This window comes from Clostridium sp. B9 (assembly GCF_050509515.1).
Classification (GTDB): domain Bacteria; phylum Bacillota; class Clostridia; order Clostridiales; family Clostridiaceae; genus Sarcina.
The window spans coordinates 183,887-208,093 of the sequence record NZ_JBNWKA010000003.1 but is presented as its reverse complement, the minus strand read 5'-3'; the positions used below and the strand labels follow the sequence as shown (position 1 = coordinate 208,093).

Sequence of the window (24,207 nt, the reverse complement as noted above, 5' to 3'; positions counted from 1 at the left end):
ACTTTCTCTATATTTTCATATAAAATAAGTTTTTTCCTCATTATTCTCGTAATTTTTATTGGTTATATTATATCTAAAATTGTATAAACACATAAAAAATACTCTTTTATAGTAAAATTTTGTGTTTAAATACCTTTTGTTAATACATATTTAACCATAAGTTAAATAGTATTTTATTATTTCCTTGGAATTTCCAGTTATAATGTATACATACAAGAAATTTAATTAAAAAGATGAGTGAAAAATATGGTAAAGAACTTGATAAGCAAATTTATTAACTATATATCTATGGATAGTAATGTAGATAAAGAAAAGCTTGTAGAAATAGAATTCATCTTGAGAGTATTAACATATGAAGCAATAAAAATATTCTTAGTGCTATCAATCTTAGGGGTATTGGGCTACTTTAAAGAAGCCTTAGTTATTGTCATTACTATGACTCTACTAAAACCTTTTATTGGTGGATATCATGAGGATACCCAAATTAAGTGCTTTATTGCAACTTCAATTATAGTATCAAGTATATTAATACTTTCTCTAAGTAGTAATCTTAGTCTATTAAGCTGTATTATTTTAAATCTATTTAGTATCTTTAGTATATATAACAAAGCACCTGTAATAGATGAAAGATTTCCATTAACAAAAGAGAGTTTGATAAAGAAAAACAGACGTATTGGGATTTGTAATTCAATAATTCTATCAATAATATCTATAGTATTTTTTAGAGTTACTTGGATCTCACAAGCAATAGCCTGGACACTGCTAGTACAAGCTATGCTTCTATTTAATAAATATAAAAAAATATAATTATGAAAAGGGGATTTTTTTTATGAAAGGAAAAATATTTTCAATTTTATCAGTATTATCAGTATTATTAATCAATGCAGGAACTACTTCTTTTGCTACAGTTGGATTAGAAGACATGCCTGAATCATTAAAGAAAAATAGATAATTAATGTGACCAAATATATGCTAGATATAATTAACACACTTTTACAATGTATTATATTTATAAATACTATAAATTATTGTACAGATAAAGTATATCAAAAGAGCAAATCTGAGCGTTTCTTTTATATAATACTGTTATTTATAATAATACTAATAACGACTTTTATTCTTGGAAATTCTAGTATTGCAACTTTTCTTTTGCATTTCTTGATGTTAATTATAGGTGGTGTAATATATAAAAAAGATTTATTATCTGCAAGTATTGCCTTTAGCTTAGTTTATTCTTTTATTGTAGTAACAATAATTATTTCTTCTTGTATTTATAATTTATTTTTCCAAAGTATGGATAACTCAATGTTTTATGTCATGATTATTACGTACGTACCACAATATATTTTGGCATACATAGTCTTGAAAAAACAAAATGTTATTTACTTACTTTTTAGAACAATAAAATCTAGAAACAACTCAATAATTTATTTAATTATTTTCTCAGTTATTCTTGATTTTATAGTTTCATTTAATGTAATTATTCATGATAAGGATAATCCTTTATTTAAACAATTAGTTCTTATATTATTGTTTACTTTCCTAATCTTTATAACAATCTATTTTTGGAATATAGATAAGAAGTCCAAAGAAATTGATGCTCTTAATTTAGCTTTAAAAGATAATATTGATTTATTAAAGAAAGTTAAACATGATTATGGTGCTCAAATTTCTTATCTTTATGGATTACATCTTATGAAAAAATATGATAGACTAGGAGAACTGCTAAAAAATATAATAGATGGTCATAATAGTGTTCCATCAGAGATAGTTGTTTCAAATACCGACTCAATACTAACTGATATAGTTAATAGTATTGATTTAAAAGGAATTAATGTATTCATAGATGAAAATGCAGATTTCTCAGAAACATCTATAAATGAACTAGATTTACAACGAATAATTTCAAATATAGTTAAAAATTCAGTTACTGCTTTAGGTGATCATGGGTTAGGCTTAATTTCTATAACTACGTTCTACAGCTTAAATCAACTTGTAATAAAAATTAAGAATAACGGCCCTAAAATAGAACCTGAAGTGCTAGAGAAAATATTTGATACTGGTTTTACTACTAAGAAAAACCAAAATAAAAATAATGGTTTTGGTTTATCTATTGTAAAAGAATTGGTAGAATCCTATGATGGTAGGGTCTTCGTGAATAGTGATAACATAAGTACTGAATTTACAATTAATATACCAATAAACAAGTAATATTTTAGAATAAACTAGCTTTATGCAACAAAGCATTTAAATATACCCCATACATAATATGTATAGGGTAATATTTTTTTACATGATTTTATATTTAATTATTTAAGCCATTTCAAAAATCTCTGTTGTTTTCTCAACAACCTCACCTTTTACTTTTGAAACTAATTCTCCTCCAGTGGAAGTAAATATATTTGAAGTCAAAATTAAGTCCATTACATTTTGAACCTGAGCCTCTGTTACGTTTTCCTTTAAATTTCTAAGAGTCATAGTAGTTGTTCTACCTTCAAAATTTTTAAAAGACATTACAAGATATAGTTCTCTTTCCATTATGATATCCTCCTTATTTAACACCTGTTTTATTAAGTTAATTTCTATTTGTTTTAACCATCTTTTGTGCATCTAAATAAGGTACTTTTCATACTGTTGATTTCGTAATTAATCCTTTTATTAAAACCAATTAATCTTATTGGTCAATTTAGTAAATTAATTCTTCTATCCTCTATGTTTCTTTAAAATCTTAATTAAAGTAAAAGTTATTTTTAGAATACCTATTATTAATTTAAGTATTTCTAAATCAGCTAATCACCCTCTCTAAATTTATTAGATTTCTACTGGTGCTTGCTCTTCAAACTTGAAATCATCCTCTTTTAACACTTGGGCTACATCAGATAAAATAAGATCTGCTAAAGCTTTTCCTACCTCATAAAGTTTTGAATCTTCAGCATCAACTCTTATTTTAGAAAACTTTTGTGTTGAGAACTTAGGGTTACCGTTATCGTCTACCCCCTTTTGATACTTTAATACTAAGCTTTTCTTTGTTAAGATTGCCTTTGCCATTATTATCAACTCCTTTCACTATATAAATATGAATGAGCTGACCTTTCTGCAGTAAATTTCTAAAACTTTTTTTATTTAATTTTAAACCACTATTTTATATCTCCATATCCACCTGTTTCTGGGTTATACTCTACTCCTTGTTCATTATGTAACGGTACTTTCTTACCATCAACGATTATATAATCATTATCCTCTGGTTGACTCTTACCAGCATCCTCAGTCTCTTGTATTTCTCCATATCCTCCAGTTACAGGATTATAAGGTTCCCCTTTATCATTATATTTAGGTACAACAGTTCCGTCTTGAAGAGTTATTGTACCCCCTTTATTTTTGCTATTTGAATCATCCTTGGATGAGCCCCCTTGTGATGAATTTGATTCACTGTTATTATTACTACTTTCATCATCTGAAGAATTTACTTTAGCACTACCATTAGAGTTCTTCTGTTCATTAGTTTTATTGTTTTGTTTTTGATTTACTCCTGTACTTTCGGCTTTATTACTTGAGTCCTTATCTCCAGTTGATTTTTCATTTTGCTGATTTGCATCAGACTTTGTACTTAAATTATCATTTATGTCTTCTGACTGATTACTACCTTGAGAATCTTTACCTTGATTATCTGTACCCTTTTGCTCATCGATTTGTTGATTTTCACCCTCATCTGTTTTTGGCTGATTAACCATGTTACCATTCTTATCGTATGTAACTCCATTTATAGTAACTTGCCCATCTCCAAAATGAGATACAAACCAATTCTTTATGCTTCTACAAACATCTAATATCTTATTTAAAATCTTATCTAGAACACCACTTTCTTTTAATTCTTGTCCACTTTGTTCTAAAGTTTGATTTATTTTATTACTCATATTATCTAATTGATCTTTTAAGTTAGAATAGTTTAAATCTAATGAATTTATCTTAGCCATAAGTCCAACTAACTCTTGTTCCTGATCTGGTGTAAGTTCTATATTATAGTTATTTACAACGTTATTTACTATTTTACCAACCTCTTGGTCATTCTTGGGTTTCTCTTTTATAACTTCTTTTTTAGCTTCATTTACTATAGCACTAGCCCCATTTTGACCTATATCTTGCCCATCATCATTCTTAGCATCAGCTAAGTTATTAGTTATGCTAAGTTCTTGTCTTGCTACCTCTTTATTTTCTACTGGAATCTCTTTTCCTGTAGCATCCTCAAAAGCTTGTAAGACCCCAGCTAATGCAGATGTACCAGTAACAGGGAATGGTGATGTAGCCATAACATCAGCATCTGTAACTCCTGAAGTTAATAATGCATTACTAAGCATATCTGGAGTAACTGCTGTTAAATTATTAGTCTTAACCTTTATTCCATACCCTGGCTCCTCAATTCTAACAAAAGCACTAGAAAAAGCATTTCCTTTTGCATTAGCAGGAGCAGGTGGCATACCAAGTTGAGCTCTTATTTCTTGAATATCCATAGTTATAACTTTCACATCACTTGGATTTACTCCAAATTCATTAAACATTTCTTTTTTTTGCTCTGCATTTAAGTTAGCACCAAGCGTAACCACTTCATTTGTACTTGCAAATACTGTAGTTATTGAACTAACACTTATAGCTCCAGCTAAAACCAATGTAGTTATTAATTTATTTCTTTTCATACTTTATTCCTCCTCATAAAGTCATACTCTTAATATTTTAAAATAAGCTATGACCTTCCCTTTTCCAAATAGAAATTTAAATATATTTTAAAGTAAACCTCTATAAGTAAATTATAACAAACTAAAAAATCTATTCTTTACAAAATGTTTTAATTTATATTTTAAAGCTATATTTTTAAAAGTTTTGTAGTATAATTATGATAAGTATTCTTTGTTGCGAGACTTTATTTATGAAATAATCTCTTTCAACCGAGAAACTTAGCCAAAAAATAATATAAATATACTGTATCCTAATTGTAAGGAATTCTCTGAACAAAAAGGTAAAACAAATTTGAAATTTTTAAAAGTTAGAAAGGTTTGATGTCAATATGAGTACTAGAATTGCCGTTGTTGGCATTGTTATTGAAAGCCTTGAAGATATAAAAGAAGTTAACTCAATATTGAGTGAATATGATAAATTAATTGTTGGTAGAATGGGCTTACCATACAAGGAGAAAAATGTTAGAGTTATCTCTATTGTTGTAGATGGCACAACTGACCAAATTTCTGCTATAACAGGAAAACTAGGCAAACTTAAAGGTGTTTCTGTTAAAGCTGCCATATCTAAAAATAGTTTTTAGCAACTCTTGCTAAAACATCTGTAAATTTGAATTCCCATAAGTATATTTAGTTATTTATATTATTATTTTGGCAAACTCTAAAAGTAATTTTAAAGGAGATTTGTTATGTTAAAGGATAACGAAAAATATAATGCTTCTGATTTTATCAAGGATGATGAAATCAATAGCCTTATAGAAAAAGGACAAGAACTAGTTGTTGATAAAGAACTAGTTAGAGACATTATTGAAAGAAGTAAATTAGCTGAAGGATTAACACCTGAAGAAACTGCTGTTCTTCTTAACCTTGAAGATAAAGAGTTAATCGAAGAAATGTTTAAAGCTGCTAGAGAAATCAAGGAAAAATTATATGGTAAAAGACTTGTTGTTTTCGCCCCTCTATATGTAAGTAACTATTGCGTAAATAACTGTCAATACTGTGGTTATAAACATTGTAACGATGAACTTAAAAGAAAGAAACTTGATAAAGAACAACTTATTGAAGAAGTCAAAGTTCTTGAAAGTTTAGGTCATAAAAGAATAGCTCTTGAAGCTGGTGAAGACCCTGTTAATGCTCCAATAGAATATATTCTAGATTGTATAAAGACAATATACTCAATCAAATTTGATAATGGAGCTATAAGAAGAATAAACGTAAATGTAGCTGCAACAACTGTTGAAAACTATAAGAGATTAAAAGCTGCAGACATTGGAACATATATATTATTCCAAGAAACTTACCATAAGCCAACTTATGAAAGATTACATGTAAGTGGACCAAAGCATAACTATAACTATCATACAACAGCTATGCATAGAGCTAGAGAAGCTGGTATAGATGATGTTGGAATGGGAGTTTTATATGGTTTATATGACTATAAATATGAAACATTAGCAATGCTTCTACATGCTATGGATTTAGAAGCTACTACAGGGGTTGGACCTCACACATTATCAGTTCCAAGATTAAGACCTGCTGAAAATGTTAGCTTAGAGAACTATCCACATTTAGTTGGTGATGAAGAGTTCAAAAAAATTGTTGCTATCTTAAGATTAGCAGTACCATATGCTGGACTTATTCTTTCAACAAGAGAAGAACCAGTTTTAAGAGATGAAATAATAGCTCTTGGAGTTTCTCAAGTAAGTACAGGTTCATGTACTGGTGTTGGTGGTTACTCAGAAACTTACCATGATCCAGAAGAAAAACCTCAATTTGAACTTGGAGATCACAGATCACCAGTTGAAATGATAGAAAGTCTTATGGAAGCTGGTTATATTCCAAGTTACTGTACAGCTTGCTACAGAGAAGGTAGAACTGGTGAAAGATTCATGGAAATAGTTAAGAGTGGAGAACTTTATAAAGTATGTGAAGCTAATGCTTTAATCACTTTAAAAGAATTCATAGAAGACTATGGTACAGATAGAACAAGAGAAATTGGAGATGCTCTAATAGAAAAATCATTAAATGAAATCAAAAATGAGAAGTTTAGAGAATCTGTAAGAGATAAAATAGAAAAAATAAGCTCAGGTACTAGAGACTTAAGATTCTAGCACTTAATATTCAAATTTAGTTTGTCGAAAATATAAAATTATTTAATATAGAAAATTAGTTAATTTAAATTAAATGAACGGAAATTTAAAAATCAATTATTCATGCAAAGCTTGCTTCAAAGTATTTAGTTTTAACTCCACATTAAATTCTATATCTTTGATTTAAGTTACAATTACATTTTAAAAATCAAAATCAATAATAACAAATCAATTAGTTAATATTTAAGCCAGCGTAAGCTGGCTTTTTTTATATGAAAAATTTCATATTTACATATTTTTCTACAAATCCATTTCAATACTTAAATACCTATAAAACTTTCCATCTTATGTTATTTTTCATACTTTTTATAAAGATACATAAAAGATCCTATAAGTATTAAACATAATACAACATTAAAAAATGTATTAATATAATATAAGTTTATATTTTTTAAAGATTCATTGTTTGACACAATAGTTCCTATTGAATCAAGCGCAAAATTCAAGAAAAAAACTAACATAACTATAACTCCGAATTTTTTAGCCACTTATTGTCCACTCTCCTAACCTTAGATAAATTTTATTTAATTTTCAGTTTTTTTGAGATCATAACCATACTTAATATTATCAAAAATATTCCTATTATAAACTAAGATATACTTAGGACATCTCTAATTTGATAACTAAATATATTAAGTTTAATAATTATAGCGTATATAATTTCAATTATTCCTATAAATAAAAATGCATAACTAATTTTATTTATGTTAATCACTCCTCTTCTTAAAGTATATATTGAAAGTTATTTAAATTTTTCAAAATCATCTATATACAAATCTATGTGTCCACATTCTAAGCATAAATATTTTTTTATATCAGAACTTTTAGGATTAATAGTTATACCTTTTGGAATTTCTATAACTTTAAATGCTCCTCTTGTTGCAATTTCTATTTCTTTCATATTCTCTAGCTTACATACACTACATTTTTTCATACTCATACCCCTTTTATTTAACGTAATTTTTATATTTTGTACTTTAACAACCTCCCCAAACTTGACCTTTATTTGAAAAATAAATTTAAAATGCCCAATTATTTTTTTATTTTTTAAATTATGTTTACAAATTTAACATTAATTTCCGATAAAATCAAGAATAAATCTTAATAAAAGTAATCTATTAAGATTTATTAGTTATAATTTTTATTCAATACTGATTGATTCTCCAACTACATTTTCATAATAATTTTCTAATATTTTTATTCCTTGTTCCAATTCTATATTTCCTTTTATCTCACCATAATAGCCATCTATCTTAAAAATTAATTTTATAAAACTATTATCAGAATCCTCAATAACCTTATACCACCATCCATTTTCTTTACTCAATATATTTAAATCACCTAAATTTCTATCATCAATAAATTTTCTATCCTTTTCTATTATTGAATAATTATAGTTTTCATTTTGATAAAAGTATTCTCTTTGAACTGAATAACCATTACCTATAAAAGTATCTTTTTTATCAACCAATTCAAATCCATCAATGGGTCTAATTTCAGAATCAGTATTCTCAATTTCAATACTTTTCTTCAAAACATTTTCATAATTCATTAATTCAAAATTAATTAAAAAATCAATTATTATATCACTAGTTTTCTTTATAATATTCAAATCTATATACTCAAATTGATTTTCTTTTAGAGCTAAGTCTGGATTGGAATTTTCATCAGTTATAGTTATTACAGGAATTTCTCCCATGTAAAAAGAAAGATCATCTGATGAACCTCCTCTTACTAACTTTGTCTCCTCACTTAATATTGATTTCATCATAAAAGATAATATATTATGCCTTCCATTAACACTCTGAATTATCAAATCTCCAGCTTCTTTTTCTCCAACCATATCAACATTTATGCAACCAATTATATTTTCTTTTTCATCATTGCTTAATTTAGAAATAAAGTTTCTAGAACCAACTCTACAATATTCTTCTGCACTAAAAAATATTATTCCTATATTAAACTCATTATTATAATCCTTTAAAACTTTAGCAACTTCTAAAATAGCACTACATCCTGAAGCATTATCTATAACACCAGTTGTATCTTCTGTTGAATCATAATGTGCCGTTAAATATATAGTCTTTTTATTTTTATCAAAGTTACTTTGTTTTGCCACTATATTTCTTCCTTCCCCTAATTTTTCTGAATTATAAGGATTATTATTAAAATACTCTTCATTAGTTTTTGTACTCATTGTTGATCTAAGTGTTTGCTCATAAACATCAAATTCCTCAAACTGAACTTTATATCCGTACTCTTCTAGTTTATATTTTATATATTCACTAGCTTCTTTTCTCCTTCTGAACCATAATCTCTTATATTAGAAGCTATACTTTTTAAATTTTCTTCAATAGTACTTACATCTGCCTTTATATTAACCTCAATATTATTAGCTTTTTCAATTGCTTCACTTGTATTTTCAATCACCTTACTATCATCTTTATATGTGCAACCACTAATCCCACAGCATATAAATATAGCTAAAATTAAACTTAACCTTTTCACATTATTACCCCCTACTAATTTCTTATTTTACATTTTATACAGTTATGTAAAGATATATACCTTTCAAACCTCTTTGGTTAAGTTGTTTGCAAAATGAGTAAATTACTATGCCTCAATCTATGTTAATATTAAACTAACTATAGTTTTTTATTATTATGAGAGGAGATTTTTCACATGACAGGAGTAATGTCTAATGTTGTTCCAATAATATTGCTTATTTTACTTGGATACATCATAAGAATTAAAGGATTGCTTAAAGAAGAAACAATGATAGGCATTAAAAAGCTTGTATTAGATATATCTTTACCAGCAATTTTATTTTCAACATTTCTTAATATGCATTTTGAGAAGGGATATTTTTCAGTTATATTTATATCCTTTGCTATGCTTTGTACTTTTTTTCTGATTGGATTTTTAATAAACAAGTACAAGCCCTTATACCATCCCATGAACCCATTTATATCATCAGCATTTTGCTTTGGATTACTTGGTATCCCTCTATTTGGAACAGTTTTTGGTATGGAGAACCTAGGAAAAATATCAATACTAGGGGTAGGTAATGAGCTTTTTTGTTGGCTTATTTACTATAACGCTCTAGAACTTGGATTTAATGATAAAAAATTTTCTATTCACATAATTAAAGGATTATTTAAATCTCCATTATTAATTAGCATATTTATAGGGATTCTATTTAATTTACTTGGTTTTGCAGATCTATTCAAAACAAATGCTATATTAGTAGGAGTTTATACAACAATACAATACATAGCTAATCTAGGAACACCTTTAATATTACTTATAATTGGATTCACACTAAAATTCAATAAAGAATATACTAAAAAAAGCATAATCTTCGTTATAACTAGAACGATTATTATACTTGGAGTTGGTTACTTAGTTAAATTTTTAATTATAGACAAACTAATAACAAATGATACTTTATTTAATTATGCATACTTTACATTTTTAATTTTACCACTTCCATTTTCTTTACCAATCTTCGCTTCAAAACATTGTCCAGAATACGAAGAATTAGTAAATAACACGGTTGTACTTTCTACTATATTATGCATAATAACCTTTATTGCATTCATATTATTAATATAAGATATATTCGAAAGTTAAAGCTTAATTAACTCACCAACTTAATTTAAATAGCATAAATCAAACTTTAAACCTATCAATAATTCTAAAAAAGCCATAGACATTGTTAATTATTTGACTATCTATTATAATGGTTGTAAAATTAAATTAAACGATATGTTAAATGTTAGGTATTATTTGAGAATTTATTTTTTTATGGGAGGTTTTTATTATGCCAAGTAGATATTCAAAACATAAAATAGTGTTAACTTTAGATAAAAGTTTTTCTTCAATGGAAGCTTTAAAATATGCAGTTATAACACGTCTTCAAAATGAAGGATACAATTGTAAAGATACAAATGAAAATATTGGTCTTTACCCATTATTAAAAATAAATGCTAAGAATTTTATGCTTACATTAAAGAACGCTAGTGAGCAGGCAATTAACTTTGAAAATTGTAATGAAGTTATTTTAGTACCACACCGCTAAACTGTGGACAATGGTCATAAAAATGAGATGATTAAGAATTGTATAATTCTTCTAATCATCTCATTTTTTTATACAAGACTCTGTCTTAATTTATTAGTGATTTAAAACAAAGCCCTATATTATTTTATTTATTTAAAAACTACTTCTAATACTTGCTCATAACTTGTATAATAATTATTATTAATTAGCTTTATTATGAAATAGGGGTATTCCCTTACTGTTTTTTAACTATGTTTAATAAAATCTAAATAAATAGTCTAATTTATTGTATTTAATTTCATTCTACAATGAATATATAAAAGAATAATACCACTTAGATAAGTGGTATTATTCTAATTATAGTTTCCAATATTTTTAGACTATATATTTTAAGTAAAACAATATTTAGTATATATCTAAAATACTAATAACTATATGTTGTGAATAACTACAGAGTTATCCACAGACCCATGTGGATAACTTGGTAATAACTCTGTGAATTACTTTGTATTTTTATTATTTATTAATGAAAGTTTATTAATTAAAAAATAAAATTTATCAAGTTCTAAAAGTAGCTATAAACGGCTTGAAATAGCCATTTTAAACTGTAAATTTTTTACTATTTTTGATAGCTTATTTACCTTATTTGATTTGATTTTTAACAGAATATTTCAACAAAAAAGTTATCCACAGTTTTATACCCAAATGAAAATATTTTCACCAAAGAATTATACAAGGAGGTGCAATTCTGCTATTCATTTCTTGCAATAGTAGAAAAACTTATGAGTAATTTAAATGAAACTCCTAGAGGAAGTAGAATCCATATTTCTCTTTTCGGTAAAACAAATTCAGGAAAGTCTAGTATAATAAACGCCCTAACTGGTCAAAATATATCTCTTGTTTCTGATGTACGCGGGACAACTACTGACCCAGTATATAAAGCAATGGAACTTTTACCTTTAGGCCCTGTAGTATTTGTTGATACTGCTGGTTTTGATGACGAAGGAGAAATAGGTAAATTAAGAGTTGAAAGAACAGAGGAAGTTGTAGGTAAGACTGATGTTGCTCTTATTACACTTTCACTTTCAGAAATATTAGATTCGATAAAAGAAGGTATTCCTTTTGAAAAGTTATTAGAAAAGGAAATGCTATGGCTTGGTAAGTTAAAAAAAGCTAATAAACCTGCAATCTTAGTTATAAACAAGTGTGATCTAGTTTCAAATAACCTTGTTGAAACTAAAGTAGACTTAAAGAATATAGATGATTCAAAAAGTGTTGATTCTAACTACTTTACTGAGGAAAAGCTAAATAATACTTTAAAAGAAATCGGCAAAATACTTGCTATTCCTTATGTTGCTATAAGTGCAAAAGGAAACCTTAATATAGCAGAGCTTAAGAAAGAGCTTATAAAAGTGTCTCCAGCCTCAATAACAGAAAGTGCAATAATAGGAGATAAAATCAAACCTGGTGATAATGTTCTTTTAGTAGCTCCACAAGATATACAAGCTCCTAAAGGAAGACTTATTCTTCCTCAAGTACAAGTTCTAAGAGATGTATTAGACTATGGTGGAATTCCAACAATGGTCACTTTAGATAAACTTGATGAAGCTTTAAAAATATTTAATGGTAAACCAGACCTAGTAATAACTGATTCACAGGTATTTAAGCAAGTTAATGAAAAACTAGATAGAGATGTTCCATTAACATCTTTCTCAATACTTATGGCTAGATACAAAGGGGATTTAGATAAATTCTATGCTGGTGCTAAAGCTATAAAAAATCTTAAATCTGGAGATAAAGTTTTAATAGCGGAAGCTTGTACTCATCATCAGTTAAAAGGAGACATAGCAAGAGAGAAACTCCCTACTTGGTTAGAAGAAATCTGTCCTGGAATAATAGTAGATAACTGTTCAGGAAAAGACTTCCCTAAAAACTTAAATGAGTATGCTTTAGTTGTTCATTGTGGCGGTTGCATGTTTAACAAAGCTGAAATAATGAATAGAATCGGAATATGTGATGATGCCTTTGTTCCAATAACAAACTTTGGTACATCAATAGCTGAAATAAATAATATTCTAGATAGAGTTATGGAGCCTCTTAAATAACTTAATATTATAAAATTAATAAAGAGAGATGTATTAAAAAGTTGTTTTGATATAACCTCTTTTTTAAAGCAGTTTTGATTTCTAGATATAGATGAAATTAAGTTAGGTCTGAAGATATAGCTAGAAATCAAAACTCACTTAAAACATAGCCTAATTTTAAAATGGCACTTGCTAAAATTGAAAGGTTATTTCAAACCTAGTCCTCTTTAATCCATTCTATAGTTGGCCAAACATCTACCCCATCGTTCTTTTGTTTTTCTCCATAAGTACTTCTACCATCTCTTATATACTTAGCAAGTAATATTTTCAACTCTCTTACTATCTCTGGTTTTTCTTCACATATATTATTTTTCTCACCTATATCATGCTTTAAGTTATAAAGTTGAACACTTGGCATGTTAGAAGTATCATCTTTATTTGGTGCAGGATAACTCCAGCCTCCAGAACCCGGACACATTTCAAGCTTAAAATCACCTTTTCTTATAGATAATGATCCATCATCACTTTGACTAACAGTAGCTTCTCTTATAGGTTTTTTATATTCTTCATTAAGCCAAGCTTCTAAGTTACTTACACTATCTTCTCCCATATTTGAAGGTAATTTAACCTCAAATAACTCTGCCATGGTAGCCATAAAATCAACTAATGATACTGTTTCTTTAATTCTTCTTCCACCATTTATTTTATCTGGCCAAGTAATTATTAGAGGTACTCTATGTCCCCCCTCATATATATCAGCCTTATGCCCCCTAAACTTATAACTTGGATTATGCCCAAGGTCTATAAGCTCTTGAAATCCTGCCATTGGTGCGAATCCATTATCAGATGTGAAGATAACTATTGTATTATCATATAACCCATTATCTTTTAAGCACTTATTTATTCTTCCAACTTCACTATCGCACATCATCACAAAATCACCATATTCATTTAACGCTGACTTTCCTTTAAATTCATCTAAGGGAAGTATAGGTGTGTGAGGTGCTGGCATTGGGTAATATATAAAGAAAGGCTCTTTTTTATTGTCCTCAATAAACTTTATAACCCTATCAGTCATATTAGGGAATACCTCTTCATGATTGAAATCATCCGCAGTAGGCCCTTTTCTCCAAAATCCCTTACCTTCTCCACTTGTAAACTTTGTTGGTTCCATAGTAACTCTGTTGTTTTCTATATAAACATATGGTGGCATATCTAGTGATGAACTTATCCCATAGAAATAATCAAACCCATAATGATTTGGTGTTTTTCCTATTTCCTTTGAATAATCAATTCCTTCTGGAGCATCAAAAGTTACAACATCTTGTTCTTCTCCAACCCACTTCCAATCAAGCCCTAAATGCCACTTACCAATACAAGCTGTTTTATATCCTTGATTTTTAAACAAATTAGCTACAGTTTCTCTACCCTCTTCTATTAAAGGCTTACTATATCCTCCTAGAACTCCATTTTTTAATCTAGACCTCCAATTATATCTCCCAGTTAATATTCCATACCTTGAAGGTGTACATAATGATGATGAAGCATGAGCATCCTCAAAGGATAATCCTCTTTCACACATCTCATCAAAGTTTTCAGTCTTAAACCCACAATTCTCATTAAAATGAGATACATCTCCATACCCCATATCATCAGCTAAAATATAAATTACATTTGGTTTATTTCTCATAAAAACTCATCCCCCTACATATTTCTAATACCTTTCCTATCCCCCCCTAAATATAACATATATTACCGCTCACAAACCTACACTAAACAAACCTAAATATTAAATTTATGGAACTCTTTGCGAAATTAAGTTAGGTCTGAAAATATATCTAGAAATCAATATCCACTTAAATCAGTGCTAAACAAAAAAGATGTATCAAAACTCATTTTGATACATCTTTTAAAACTACTCTATTCTAAACTCATCTTCTTTTATATCAACTTTTTCTACTTTTAAAGAATCCATATCAACTTTTTGGCTCTCTAAATTTTCTTTACTATTTGCCTTTTCTGTAACCTCAATAGTTTCCACTAATACTTCATCCTCATGTTGCTTGTCTAAATTTAAAGTAAAGTCAAACTCATCCTTATCAATATTCTTTTTACTATCCTTATTTTCTATATTATTACCTGATATTGAAAGATAGAAGATTCTATATACTGTACGTTTATATGGTATGAACCATAAAAGCCCTATACCTAGTGTTATTACTGAAAGTATAGCCCATCCTATTAGACTTAATTCTAATAAGAAGAACTCCCATTTATGACCTTTCATCATTTTGAAAGCCTTGGCTACAGCATCCCATATTCCTAAGTTCTCATCTTCAGCAATAAGATATTGAACTGGTAGGAAATATAAACCTAATATAATTGAATATATAGCAACTATAATTACTACTATTAGTATCGAAACAACAAAAGTTCCAAGCAGGTTCATAACTAAATCAAATTCATTCATGCTCTGTGTAAATAATGTACTATATAAAGTTGAAGTAATATAATTATATATTGGAGCTATCATTATAATAATTGATATTATGAATATTGGTAACTCAAATAATATTAATACCAATGTATTTTTTATAAAACTAATCCATACCTTACGTGATGGTAGTCCTTCTTTCATAGATACCTTTTCATCACTATCTACAAATTTAATAGTATATACCACGGCTACAGCACTAAAGAATGGTGCTAATAAAAATGTATTAGCTAAACTTAAAATTGAACCTATGATTCCTCCACTTAATTCATTAATTCCAAATGTAACTATCCCCTGTACTAGTCCAATTATCAAAGTTAATAAAACGAAATTAGTCCATCTTCTCTTCAGCTTTTTTTCTGCTAAAGATTTTATTTCTATTCTTGTCATTTTTCTCACCTCAATTCATTTATAAATAAAATGGTAAACCTTGTTTTACCAATTGTCAATCTAATCCATATAATAAATAAAGCTGCATACTTTTTAAAGTACACAGCATAAAATTTATCTTATTTCATCTATTCTTCCTGTGATTGAAAGATAATAAGTTCTAAAAGTAACCTGTATGTATGGTAATAACCATAAAAGCCCTATTCCAAAAGTTAATATTGAAAGTAATCCCCAACCTAAGAAGCTAAGTCCTAGAACAAATAACTCCCACTTGTGTCCTTTCATTATCTTAACAGACTTACAAGTAGCTTTCCAAACACCAATCTCCTCTTCTGCAACTAAATATGATAATGGGAATAAGAAAACTCCTACTATTGAACCTAGTAATATTCCTATTAAAGCTATTCCTCCAGCCATTATCCATATCATCATAACAGGATCAAAAGGTAATCCTCCCATAAACATAGCCGCATGCATTGTAGAAGCCATAGTTATAAATAAAACTTCTCCAAATACAACTACTATAATAACTGGTATTGTACATATTGCTACAATAACTATCATCTTAATAAATCTAATCCACATATTCACAGATGGTATTGCTTCATTTAAAGAAACCTTTTTTGAACTGCTAACAAATTTAATAACATATATTACTCCAACTGCAGTTATAGCAGGAACTAATAATATATCATTTGCAAAACTTAATATAGAATACTCAGCTGCTATTTGACTAGCTACAATCTCTATAATAGCTAATATAAGAGTAAGTAAAACTATATTAGTCCATCTTCCTTTTAGCTTTTCTTTAGCTAAAGTTTTTATTTCCTTTCTTGTCATATGTTTTTCCTCCACTTTCTATGCTAATAAGATATTAACACCCTGTTAAATACATTGTCAAACCTAGATTTCAAGCTACTTTCACAATAATAACAACTAAAAACTCATATAAAAAAGGTTGTATTAAAATAACCTTTTAATACAACCTTTGATTATTATAAATAATAAACTTAATAAACGTAAAGTAATTCTCTTACAGCCTCTTTAACTTCTTCCCTTAAAATCCACTTAAAATTACTCTTCTCAGCCTCTTCATCATAAACTTTTTCTCCTTCAAGCATGATAAGCCAGTACCTAAACTTGTATTCCCAACTATTTAGGTTAACCCCCTCTGAAAGTTTAAGATTAAAATATTCAGCTATTTTCTTTCCTAAGTTTTGAATTCTTAATCCAACATCACAAAACTCTAATTCTTCGCCTATCAATGATGTTTTAAGTGGTTGTCCACTATTAGCATATAGATCTAATATTATTTTCATCTCTTTTAATCCAACTAGCTCTGCATTTTTTAATATATTAATCCATTGATCCTTGGTTAGAGTATTAATTAAAACCTTTTCATCGAACTGCTCTTTTCTTTGTTCCACTCAAAATCACCCCATAATAAAAAAATATACTAGAAGATTATATTCTCCTAGTATATTTATATTGTACTTAATCTATCATTATGATTTTTTTAATGTTAGTTTACACAAATTTAAAGCTTTCATTATAAACTATTCTTCCTTTTCCTCTATGTCTACCACAACCATTTAATTTAATTACCATACTTCTCATATATGGATTTAAAACACCTTCATATAATTTTCTATTTGAATTATTTTCAAAATAAACAACTCTATAAATAGGTATATCTTTATATAAATAAATATGACATATTGTATTTTTACTCTTCTTATCAACAAAAGTAATTTTCTTATCAGATTCCATTATGTTGTCTATGTATTCATTACTTTTATTTATTTCAATCAAATTCTCTTTCTTTAATTCTGAAAATAAATTTTCTCCAATTCTCTGGGATCTATTAACATTTTCAGCATAATTAGTATCTCTAAGATTATTTATCATCAATATGTTGTTGCTATTATGATAATCTATTCCTACTATACTCCCTTCATTATTAGAAAGCATAAAAATACATAATACTAAAACTAAAAAAACAGCCCTTAATTTTTTTATAAGGTTATAATCCAAATTACTGCAAAACTCAAAAATAGTTGCAGTTATAACTAAACTTATAAGTAATCCTGTCCCTAAGTTATTTATTGAAAGATAACATATATACAAACCTAAACTACAAACTAGTATGCCTAAAAAAATCTTTTCTTTATTATTAAGTTTTCTAGCCCACGCCAGTCCAGCCATAACAGCAGTTATAAATATTATTGCTAAAACATATGGAGAAAATCTTTTTACCATAAGCTTGGTTACATGTTTATTCTCTATTTTTTTAACTTCCTTACTTACATCAATATATAAATTAGCCATATCATCTTTAGATAAATTCTTATCTTTTATGTAAGTTCTCATATATGGATCTAAATATCTATTTTCATCTTGTCCAAAATAAACCACATTTATGGCCATAAGCTTGTACACTTCTATTCCACTTTCATTAGAATATTGATCATACATTTCCCCTAAACCATTAGTGTTATTTTCTATTTCATATTCAAAAAAATCACTATATTGAAATCTTACTTCATCAGCTATCATTCTTTTAATTTGTTCAGAACTCGTAAAATTACTAATCGTTATTATACAAGAAAAAAGAATAAGCAATATAAATACTAAATATTTATAAAGTCTAAATTCATATACTTTTTCTACAACATCTACATTTCCCTTATTCTTCTTAAGTTTTATATTCAAATAAAATCCCCCTTCTTGAGATTTCACTACCTTTCTTACACTCTCAATCCAATTATATACTAAAATTTCAAAAATATCACTTTTAGTTATTATAATATTAAACTCTATTTTAATTATTAAATATATTCTCTTATATGTATAAATAATCTTTCATTTTGAAAAAATATTTTTATAAACTTTTATTAAATGAAAAGATTCTTATAAATCACTATTGAACGTAACTACAAATAAATTATGATATTATTTTTGGTAATATAATGAGTAAATTTTAAACTTAATGCCAAAAATTACTTGATAATAATTATTGTTTGTTATATAATGAAATTGTAATTCAGAGTAATTGACTAGGAATTAATTTTAGGAGATGATATATTATGATAAGAGAAAAAACTAATAAAATCTCAATAATAGGAGCAGGATTTGTTGGCTCAACAACAGCCTTCTCATTGATGCAAGATGGATTAGCATCTGAAATAGTAATAGTTGATATAAATAAGGATAAAGCACACGCTGAAGCTATGGATTTAGCTCAAGGTGCTGCATTTGTTAAGTCTGTTGATATAAAATCTGGTGGTTATGAGGATACAAAAGATTCAGACATCGTTATAATCACTGCTGGCGTAGGCCCAAAACCTGGTGAAACAAGATTAGATATTATAAATAAAAACTTAAAAATATTTAAAAGTATAGTTCCTGAAGTTGTTAAATACAGCCCTGATTCAATACTTTTAGTAGTTTCAAATCCAGTTGATATTTTAACTTACATCACTTATAAGTTATCTGGATTCCCTAAAGAGCGTGTTGTAGGTTCAGGTACTGTATTAGATACTTCAAGATTAAAATACATGCTTTCAGAACACTTTGATATAGACGCTAGAAACGTTCATACTTATATAATTGGCGAACATGGTGATTCAGAAATAACAGCATGGAGTTTAACAAATATTGCTGGAGCAAATGTTGATGAATACTGTAAAACAGTTTGCGAACAATGTGATGGAAGTTACAAAAAACAACTTCCTGAGAAAGTAAAAAATGCTGCATATGAAATAATAAATAGCAAAGGATATACTAACTACGCAGTAGCTCTTGCCGTTACTAGAATAGTAGAAGCAATCCTTCGTGATGAAAATTCAATTCTAACAGTTTCTTCTTTATTTGAAGGACAATATGGAATCGAAGATGTTTATTTAGCAATGCCTACAATAGTAGACAGAAGTGGAGCTAGAAAAATACTTGATGTTCCACTATCAGATCAAGAAAAAGAAGACCTTGTTAAATCAGCTAGTATTTTAAAAGGTCATATAGAAAGTTCTGAACTTGATTAACCTTTTAATTTAATAAGAGACATATTTTAAAGATTGAAGAAGTAAATATTCCCTCTGCTTCTTGGATAATAATAAATTTACCTCTTCAAATCTTTTTTTAATTTAATTTAACTATTTATAGACGACCTAACTTACGCTATTCAAGCTTAAATTAAATCTCTAAAAAAATTATAATAACTATTTATTTTGATATTAATTAATGTTCAAAATTTATTTGAACATTAATTAGCATCAAAAAGCTAACACAAATTATGTTCCTTAATTACATTAGACCCTTTAAAAATTTCAATAAAGACTGTGTATAAAACTCCCTCCCTCTAAGCGGATTTTATACATGGTCTTTCTTTGATATAATAAAAAAAATAGTTAAATTAAAAAGTTAGGAGTATGGATATGATTTCTTCATCTTTAATTAAATTTTATATCTTAAAATATGGGGTTATAGGTGTATTCATTTCATGTATGCTTGAATACTTAGCTGTTCCAATTCCAAGTGAAATTATTCTTCCTTTTGTTGGGGCTGTTGCTAAAAGTAATAATCAAAATATCTTCTTGTTAACATTTGTAGCCGTGTTAGGTGGGACTGTAGGATCTTTAATAATGTTTTTATTTGGTAAATATATTATTAAACATTTTATAGATAAACTTAAATCTAGATACCCTAATTTAAAACAATCTTTAGAGCATTCAGAGAAATACCTTTATAAATATAGGTATTTTGGTGTATTTATTTCAAGAACTATACCAATGGCAAGAAGTCTAACTTCAATCGTTGCAGGTACTATTGAAATGAAATTAAGTAGATTTTTATTTTTTTCAGCACTTGGTATGACACTTTGGGATTTTTCACTTATAAAAATTGGAACTATTTATACCCAAAATGAAGACTTAATAAATCAAATACTAAAAAAATATTCTTTCTTTTTTATAGCTTTAATTTTATTGATTATTCTTATTTATATTATTATAAAAATAATTAAGCATAAGAGAAAATCTTTACATACTTAAATAATATATAAGTTAATAATTCAAAGTCTATAAATTCATAAATTAATTGAGGTTCTGTTAAAAAAGAGTTACATAATAAAAAGACTATATGCACCTATAAATTGCATACAGTCTTTTTACATCAAAAATAATGTTAAAATTTTAATTTCTTTGTCTAAAGCTTTTCTATTATCTTGATTCTATATCAGCTTTTAATTCTTTAGCAAATTCTTTAGCTTCAACAGCTTCTTCTTTTATTTCTTTATCTAGTTCTTTATTTATAGCTCTTCCTAATTTACCTGCTTCTTTTTCGTCTTCTTTGTAAGCTGGACTATTTTCATCAAGAACTTTTATATCCTCTTCAATTTTATTAATCATTTTTTCTTTTAATTCTTCTGCTTTACTCATTTTTAAACCCTCCATCAAATGAACATTTTGTAAACTTTGTTTACAATTTAATTATACTCCTATATTTTTTATAATTAAATACCCTTGCCTAATAATTATAACTTTAGCATTTTACAACCTTTTATATTAAATTTATTTAGTTTTTAATATATAACTCTTAAAAATTTTTAGGTGAATATAATATTTCAATAATTATTTGATAACTATGAATGGTCTAAATATAATAAAAAGCTTGTAAGTTATTAAAAATATACCTACAAGCTTTTATATAATTTCTATTTTGTTAAAACTACTTCTCCTTGAATTTCTTCATCTTCTTCATTATTTTTCACACCTATTTTACCTGTTTTTAATCTTCTTTCATAAACAGCAGCTAAGATGTATCCTATTAATCCAAAGGCTATAGGACCAGCAATAATCCATATTCCCTTTTGTATGTCCCCTTCCATGAAAGGCTCTATTATTGAGAATGCAGTTGCAAATATTATTGTAATCAATGTTACTGTTCCTGCTATAACACCCCATTTTTTATTAAAAAATTCATACTCTTTTTTTATATTGTCATTTAATTTAAATCTTATATAAGCATAAACTATAAATGCCCATGGAATTGATGTCGCTATAGTAACCATAAATGTTAAGTTATTAAATATTGTGTTTGCTGTATCTCCACCAAATCCTATAGCTAGCATTACAACTATAATTATACTTGCTTGTATAAATAATGCATTACCTGTAAATCCATGTTTATTTTTCTTAGTTATAAACTTAGGTAGCATTCCTTCTGGCATACCTTCAAACATTTGTTTAATTGGACAGTAAAGCATTAACGGTAAGTTAAGCTTCGCAATAAAATTAATCCAAGTTGTAATTCTATTTACCCACTCTCCTAAAGCTATTGAAGCACTTTGAGACATTCCTAAACATTGACCTAAATTATAAAACTGAGCTTGTGTTAAATATATTGTATAGTTATATAAGTTAACGCCTTGATGATCAAAAGCATCTGACCAATTAACTGCCATACCACTTATAATAACTATAACTATATATAATACAGCTATTATAATGCCTGATAAAATCATAGCATTAGGAACATTCTTCTTAGGATTCTTAACCTTATCAACTAATCCTCCACTGTTCTCCATTCCCCCTAATATGAATATTGCAAATACTAGGAACCCTACTGCTGCAAGTGGATTATTATATGCTTGGTTTGGCCCCATAAATAATGATTGAACCCCCTGAAACTCTAATGGTTGTTGGAACTTAAACCCTGAAAGGAAAAATACTAAAAGTCCACCACCAAGTATTAAAAGGTGCATTATTATTGTAATAAGCATTGATATGTTTGCTAACTTTGATACTGATTTAACTCCTTTACGACAGAAGAATACTATTAATAAGAACCAAGCTATACCTATTAAAGTTGTTGTTGCAGTATTACTTAATCCAAATATATGCCAAGTTTGTGAAAGGTCTTTTCCATAAATCATATTAGAAAAAGTTATTGATATTGAACTTATACTAAACCACCATATGATTGCTGATATATACCATATGAAAGCTCCAACTGTACTAAACTTTGTGCCAACTGATAATCTCATCCAAGAAAATATCCCACCTTTTTCTTCACTAAAAGCCGAACTCATTTCTGACACTATAAAAGTATATGGAATAAAGAATAAAATAACACCGATAATTACATATGTTATTGATGCATAGCCCATCTGATAATATATTTGCTGACCATTTGCTAGTCCATAAACAGTCATGAAGATCATAGCAACGAAAGACCAAAAACCTATTTTGTAGTTTTTCCCATTTTTCTCTTCTTCTCCTTTAAGAAATTCTTCAACTTCTACTAAATCTTCATCATGTACTTGACTACTTTCCTTCATTTCTTGTTCCTCCCCAATAAAATGTATATTTTCTCGTTATATGCATATTTATAAATTTTTTATGCATATTTTCTCAATATAAATTCTTTTTTCTCTCAATTTCCCTTATTAACCGCTAATATTTTCTTGCATTTATTTTAATCCCAAAATCATTTTTGCAATTTTATTATTCACCTTAGCGAATTAACCTTTTATTAACATCAAATTCATTATTTGTTAGTATTTTATGATATTATCAAAGAAAAGTCAAAGGTTTTTTTAATAATTAATTCATATACATATACATTTGTATTTTATACAAATACACACCATACTTTTAATCCACCATTGAAAAACACTTTTTTTGCAATATACTTTTATTCCAATTTCATTTTCTTATGAAATTACGTGAATAAAAGCAATTTTATAAGTATGCATTTTATTTGCATACTTATAAAATTATTTGTTATATTTTATTAATTTTTTAAAATTATTTTAATGTTAAAACATCTTTTTAACTAAAACTTATGGTTATTATACTTTTTTTGTAAATTTTATTTTAATTTAACAACATTTCCATTACCAAAATCATATTTATATAGTGAAAGATTCTTGTAATTTTTCTTTCTAAAACTTATTTTTTCTCCCCCAAATACGAAAACTACGAATCTAAATCTTTAGATTCGTAGTTTTTTATTTTAGATAAATATTTCTTTATTTATGATTGTAACTTTTTATTTCAATTATAAAATTATTCTTCTCCATCTATTTCTATTGTTAATTTTCTTCATAGATTGTACAATCTAATTATGAATTTGGCATATAAATCATAACTAGATTAAATATATAAATCATAAGAAGAAGGGTGATACTATGAGTAAATCTAAAAAAAGTAAAAAACAAAAATTCTTACATGCAATCACTGTAGCTATATGCATAATAACTTCAATAACTTTATTTGCCGGCTTTGCAGTAAACATGTTCTAA

The 24,207-nt window shown here is 27.3% G+C and carries 23 protein-coding genes; 10 read left to right on the top strand and 13 right to left on the bottom strand.

Going from position 1 to position 24,207, the window contains the following annotated elements; all coding sequences use genetic code 11:
- Positions 1 to 246 precede the first annotated feature (246 nt).
- The 3 genes from ACQZHJ_RS01045 (at position 247) to ACQZHJ_RS01035 (ending at position 2,211) form a co-directional block, all read left to right on the top strand.
- Positions 247 to 807, top strand: coding sequence for an accessory gene regulator B family protein (locus ACQZHJ_RS01045; protein WP_430483700.1), 561 nt, complete (start codon positions 247 to 249; stop codon positions 805 to 807).
- A gap of 22 nt (positions 808 to 829) precedes the next feature.
- Positions 830 to 952, top strand: coding sequence for a hypothetical protein (locus ACQZHJ_RS01040; protein WP_430483699.1), 123 nt, complete (start codon positions 830 to 832; stop codon positions 950 to 952).
- Positions 953 to 1,161: 209 nt separating this feature from the next.
- The gene (locus ACQZHJ_RS01035; protein ID WP_430483698.1) at positions 1,162 to 2,211 is read left to right on the top strand and encodes a sensor histidine kinase; all 1,050 of its coding nucleotides are present in this window, start codon (positions 1,162 to 1,164) and stop codon (positions 2,209 to 2,211) included.
- 102 nt (positions 2,212 to 2,313) lie between these two features.
- On the opposite strand, the gene ACQZHJ_RS01030 is transcribed toward ACQZHJ_RS01035, so the two are convergent.
- The 3 genes from ACQZHJ_RS01030 to ACQZHJ_RS01020 all read right to left on the bottom strand — a co-directional run bounded on the left by ACQZHJ_RS01030 (position 2,314) and on the right by ACQZHJ_RS01020 (position 4,691).
- On the bottom strand, positions 2,314 to 2,538 hold the full coding sequence (locus ACQZHJ_RS01030; protein WP_430483697.1) for a DUF2922 domain-containing protein: 225 nt from the start codon (positions 2,536 to 2,538) through the stop codon (positions 2,314 to 2,316).
- A 273-nt stretch (positions 2,539 to 2,811) separates the two neighbouring features.
- Positions 2,812 to 3,048: a DUF1659 domain-containing protein gene (locus ACQZHJ_RS01025; protein ID WP_430483696.1), complete on the bottom strand. Its 237-nt coding sequence runs from the start codon at positions 3,046 to 3,048 to the stop codon at positions 2,812 to 2,814.
- Positions 3,049 to 3,137: 89 nt separating this feature from the next.
- Positions 3,138 to 4,691, bottom strand: a complete 1,554-nt coding sequence (locus tag ACQZHJ_RS01020) for a DUF1002 domain-containing protein (protein WP_430483695.1) — start codon at positions 4,689 to 4,691, stop codon at positions 3,138 to 3,140.
- 368 nt (positions 4,692 to 5,059) lie between these two features.
- On the opposite strand from ACQZHJ_RS01020, the gene ACQZHJ_RS01015 reads away from it, so the two are divergent.
- Together ACQZHJ_RS01015 and hydG are read left to right on the top strand one after the other, a co-directional pair.
- Positions 5,060 to 5,311 (top strand): TM1266 family iron-only hydrogenase system putative regulator, encoded by a 252-nt coding sequence (locus ACQZHJ_RS01015; protein WP_430483694.1) that lies wholly within the window; start codon positions 5,060 to 5,062, stop codon positions 5,309 to 5,311.
- 105 nt (positions 5,312 to 5,416) lie between these two features.
- Positions 5,417 to 6,838 carry a [FeFe] hydrogenase H-cluster radical SAM maturase HydG gene (hydG, locus tag ACQZHJ_RS01010; RefSeq protein WP_430483693.1) on the top strand — a complete coding sequence of 474 codons (1,422 nt, stop codon included), beginning with the start codon at positions 5,417 to 5,419 and terminating at the stop codon, positions 6,836 to 6,838.
- A 781-nt stretch (positions 6,839 to 7,619) separates the two neighbouring features.
- On the opposite strand, the gene ACQZHJ_RS01005 is transcribed toward hydG, so the two are convergent.
- From ACQZHJ_RS01005 to ACQZHJ_RS00995, 3 genes are all read right to left on the bottom strand, one after another.
- On the bottom strand, positions 7,620 to 7,811 hold the full coding sequence (locus tag ACQZHJ_RS01005; protein ID WP_430483692.1) for a hypothetical protein: 192 nt from the start codon (positions 7,809 to 7,811) through the stop codon (positions 7,620 to 7,622).
- 207 nt (positions 7,812 to 8,018) lie between these two features.
- Positions 8,019 to 9,074: a M28 family metallopeptidase gene (locus ACQZHJ_RS01000; RefSeq protein WP_430483691.1), complete on the bottom strand. Its 1,056-nt coding sequence runs from the start codon at positions 9,072 to 9,074 to the stop codon at positions 8,019 to 8,021.
- A gap of 77 nt (positions 9,075 to 9,151) precedes the next feature.
- Positions 9,152 to 9,385: a hypothetical protein gene (locus ACQZHJ_RS00995; RefSeq protein ID WP_430483690.1), complete on the bottom strand. Its 234-nt coding sequence runs from the start codon at positions 9,383 to 9,385 to the stop codon at positions 9,152 to 9,154.
- A gap of 174 nt (positions 9,386 to 9,559) precedes the next feature.
- On the opposite strand from ACQZHJ_RS00995, the gene ACQZHJ_RS00990 reads away from it, so the two are divergent.
- From ACQZHJ_RS00990 to ACQZHJ_RS00980, 3 genes are all read left to right on the top strand, one after another.
- Positions 9,560 to 10,492, top strand: a complete 933-nt coding sequence (locus tag ACQZHJ_RS00990; RefSeq protein WP_430483689.1) for an AEC family transporter — start codon at positions 9,560 to 9,562, stop codon at positions 10,490 to 10,492.
- Positions 10,493 to 10,700: 208 nt separating this feature from the next.
- A complete protein-coding gene (locus tag ACQZHJ_RS00985) occupies positions 10,701 to 10,958 on the top strand; it encodes a hypothetical protein (protein ID WP_430483688.1) in 258 nt (85 codons plus the stop codon).
- Between the two features lie 761 nt (positions 10,959 to 11,719).
- Positions 11,720 to 13,042, top strand: coding sequence for a GTP-binding protein (locus tag ACQZHJ_RS00980; RefSeq protein WP_430483687.1), 1,323 nt, complete (start codon positions 11,720 to 11,722; stop codon positions 13,040 to 13,042).
- A 196-nt stretch (positions 13,043 to 13,238) separates the two neighbouring features.
- Here ACQZHJ_RS00980 and ACQZHJ_RS00975 read toward each other — a convergent pair whose 3' ends face one another.
- The 5 genes from ACQZHJ_RS00975 to ACQZHJ_RS00955 all read right to left on the bottom strand — a co-directional run bounded on the left by ACQZHJ_RS00975 (position 13,239) and on the right by ACQZHJ_RS00955 (position 18,617).
- On the bottom strand, positions 13,239 to 14,711 hold the full coding sequence (locus ACQZHJ_RS00975) for a sulfatase family protein (protein WP_430483686.1): 1,473 nt from the start codon (positions 14,709 to 14,711) through the stop codon (positions 13,239 to 13,241).
- Positions 14,712 to 14,936: 225 nt separating this feature from the next.
- Positions 14,937 to 15,905, bottom strand: a complete 969-nt coding sequence (locus ACQZHJ_RS00970; protein ID WP_430483685.1) for a DUF975 family protein — start codon at positions 15,903 to 15,905, stop codon at positions 14,937 to 14,939.
- Positions 15,906 to 16,019: 114 nt separating this feature from the next.
- A complete protein-coding gene (locus tag ACQZHJ_RS00965) occupies positions 16,020 to 16,745 on the bottom strand; it encodes a DUF975 family protein (RefSeq protein ID WP_430483684.1) in 726 nt (241 codons plus the stop codon).
- Positions 16,746 to 16,915: 170 nt separating this feature from the next.
- Positions 16,916 to 17,332, bottom strand: coding sequence for a hypothetical protein (locus tag ACQZHJ_RS00960; protein WP_430483683.1), 417 nt, complete (start codon positions 17,330 to 17,332; stop codon positions 16,916 to 16,918).
- Between the two features lie 100 nt (positions 17,333 to 17,432).
- On the bottom strand, positions 17,433 to 18,617 hold the full coding sequence (locus tag ACQZHJ_RS00955; RefSeq protein ID WP_430483682.1) for a hypothetical protein: 1,185 nt from the start codon (positions 18,615 to 18,617) through the stop codon (positions 17,433 to 17,435).
- A 374-nt stretch (positions 18,618 to 18,991) separates the two neighbouring features.
- On the opposite strand from ACQZHJ_RS00955, the gene ACQZHJ_RS00950 reads away from it, so the two are divergent.
- Positions 18,992 to 19,945 carry an L-lactate dehydrogenase gene (locus tag ACQZHJ_RS00950; RefSeq protein WP_430483681.1) on the top strand — a complete coding sequence of 318 codons (954 nt, stop codon included), beginning with the start codon at positions 18,992 to 18,994 and terminating at the stop codon, positions 19,943 to 19,945.
- A 393-nt stretch (positions 19,946 to 20,338) separates the two neighbouring features.
- The gene (locus ACQZHJ_RS00945) at positions 20,339 to 20,953 is read left to right on the top strand and encodes a DedA family protein (protein WP_430483680.1); all 615 of its coding nucleotides are present in this window, start codon (positions 20,339 to 20,341) and stop codon (positions 20,951 to 20,953) included.
- A gap of 168 nt (positions 20,954 to 21,121) precedes the next feature.
- Here ACQZHJ_RS00945 and ACQZHJ_RS00940 read toward each other — a convergent pair whose 3' ends face one another.
- Positions 21,122 to 21,340: a hypothetical protein gene (locus ACQZHJ_RS00940; RefSeq protein WP_430483679.1), complete on the bottom strand. Its 219-nt coding sequence runs from the start codon at positions 21,338 to 21,340 to the stop codon at positions 21,122 to 21,124.
- Positions 21,341 to 21,615: 275 nt separating this feature from the next.
- Entirely contained in the window at positions 21,616 to 23,241 is a 1,626-nt protein-coding gene (gene yjeM, locus ACQZHJ_RS00935) for a glutamate/gamma-aminobutyrate family transporter YjeM (RefSeq protein WP_430483678.1), read from the bottom strand.
- Between the last annotated feature and the right edge of the window lie 966 nt (positions 23,242 to 24,207).

What these genes read in the sequence shown, in the direction of transcription:
- ACQZHJ_RS01045 (WP_430483700.1), top strand. Translation starts at nt 247, where the DNA reads ATGGTAAAGAACTTGATAAGCAAATTTATTAACTATATATCTATGGAT.
- ACQZHJ_RS01040 (WP_430483699.1), top strand. Translation starts at nt 830, where the DNA reads ATGAAAGGAAAAATATTTTCAATTTTATCAGTATTATCAGTATTATTA.
- ACQZHJ_RS01035 (WP_430483698.1), top strand. Translation starts at nt 1,162, where the DNA reads ATGTTAATTATAGGTGGTGTAATATATAAAAAAGATTTATTATCTGCA.
- ACQZHJ_RS01030 (WP_430483697.1), bottom strand. Translation starts at nt 2,538, where the DNA reads ATGGAAAGAGAACTATATCTTGTAATGTCTTTTAAAAATTTTGAAGGT.
- ACQZHJ_RS01025 (WP_430483696.1), bottom strand. Translation starts at nt 3,048, where the DNA reads ATGGCAAAGGCAATCTTAACAAAGAAAAGCTTAGTATTAAAGTATCAA.
- ACQZHJ_RS01020 (WP_430483695.1), bottom strand. Translation starts at nt 4,691, where the DNA reads ATGAAAAGAAATAAATTAATAACTACATTGGTTTTAGCTGGAGCTATA.
- ACQZHJ_RS01015 (WP_430483694.1), top strand. Translation starts at nt 5,060, where the DNA reads ATGAGTACTAGAATTGCCGTTGTTGGCATTGTTATTGAAAGCCTTGAA.
- hydG (WP_430483693.1), top strand. Translation starts at nt 5,417, where the DNA reads ATGTTAAAGGATAACGAAAAATATAATGCTTCTGATTTTATCAAGGAT.
- ACQZHJ_RS01005 (WP_430483692.1), bottom strand. Translation starts at nt 7,811, where the DNA reads ATGAAAAAATGTAGTGTATGTAAGCTAGAGAATATGAAAGAAATAGAA.
- ACQZHJ_RS01000 (WP_430483691.1), bottom strand. Translation starts at nt 9,074, where the DNA reads ATGAGTACAAAAACTAATGAAGAGTATTTTAATAATAATCCTTATAAT.
- ACQZHJ_RS00990 (WP_430483689.1), top strand. Translation starts at nt 9,560, where the DNA reads ATGACAGGAGTAATGTCTAATGTTGTTCCAATAATATTGCTTATTTTA.
- ACQZHJ_RS00985 (WP_430483688.1), top strand. Translation starts at nt 10,701, where the DNA reads ATGCCAAGTAGATATTCAAAACATAAAATAGTGTTAACTTTAGATAAA.
- ACQZHJ_RS00980 (WP_430483687.1), top strand. Translation starts at nt 11,720, where the DNA reads ATGAGTAATTTAAATGAAACTCCTAGAGGAAGTAGAATCCATATTTCT.
- ACQZHJ_RS00975 (WP_430483686.1), bottom strand. Translation starts at nt 14,711, where the DNA reads ATGAGAAATAAACCAAATGTAATTTATATTTTAGCTGATGATATGGGG.
- ACQZHJ_RS00970 (WP_430483685.1), bottom strand. Translation starts at nt 15,905, where the DNA reads ATGACAAGAATAGAAATAAAATCTTTAGCAGAAAAAAAGCTGAAGAGA.
- ACQZHJ_RS00965 (WP_430483684.1), bottom strand. Translation starts at nt 16,745, where the DNA reads ATGACAAGAAAGGAAATAAAAACTTTAGCTAAAGAAAAGCTAAAAGGA.
- ACQZHJ_RS00950 (WP_430483681.1), top strand. Translation starts at nt 18,992, where the DNA reads ATGATAAGAGAAAAAACTAATAAAATCTCAATAATAGGAGCAGGATTT.
- ACQZHJ_RS00945 (WP_430483680.1), top strand. Translation starts at nt 20,339, where the DNA reads ATGATTTCTTCATCTTTAATTAAATTTTATATCTTAAAATATGGGGTT.
- ACQZHJ_RS00940 (WP_430483679.1), bottom strand. Translation starts at nt 21,340, where the DNA reads ATGAGTAAAGCAGAAGAATTAAAAGAAAAAATGATTAATAAAATTGAA.
- yjeM (WP_430483678.1), bottom strand. Translation starts at nt 23,241, where the DNA reads ATGAAGGAAAGTAGTCAAGTACATGATGAAGATTTAGTAGAAGTTGAA.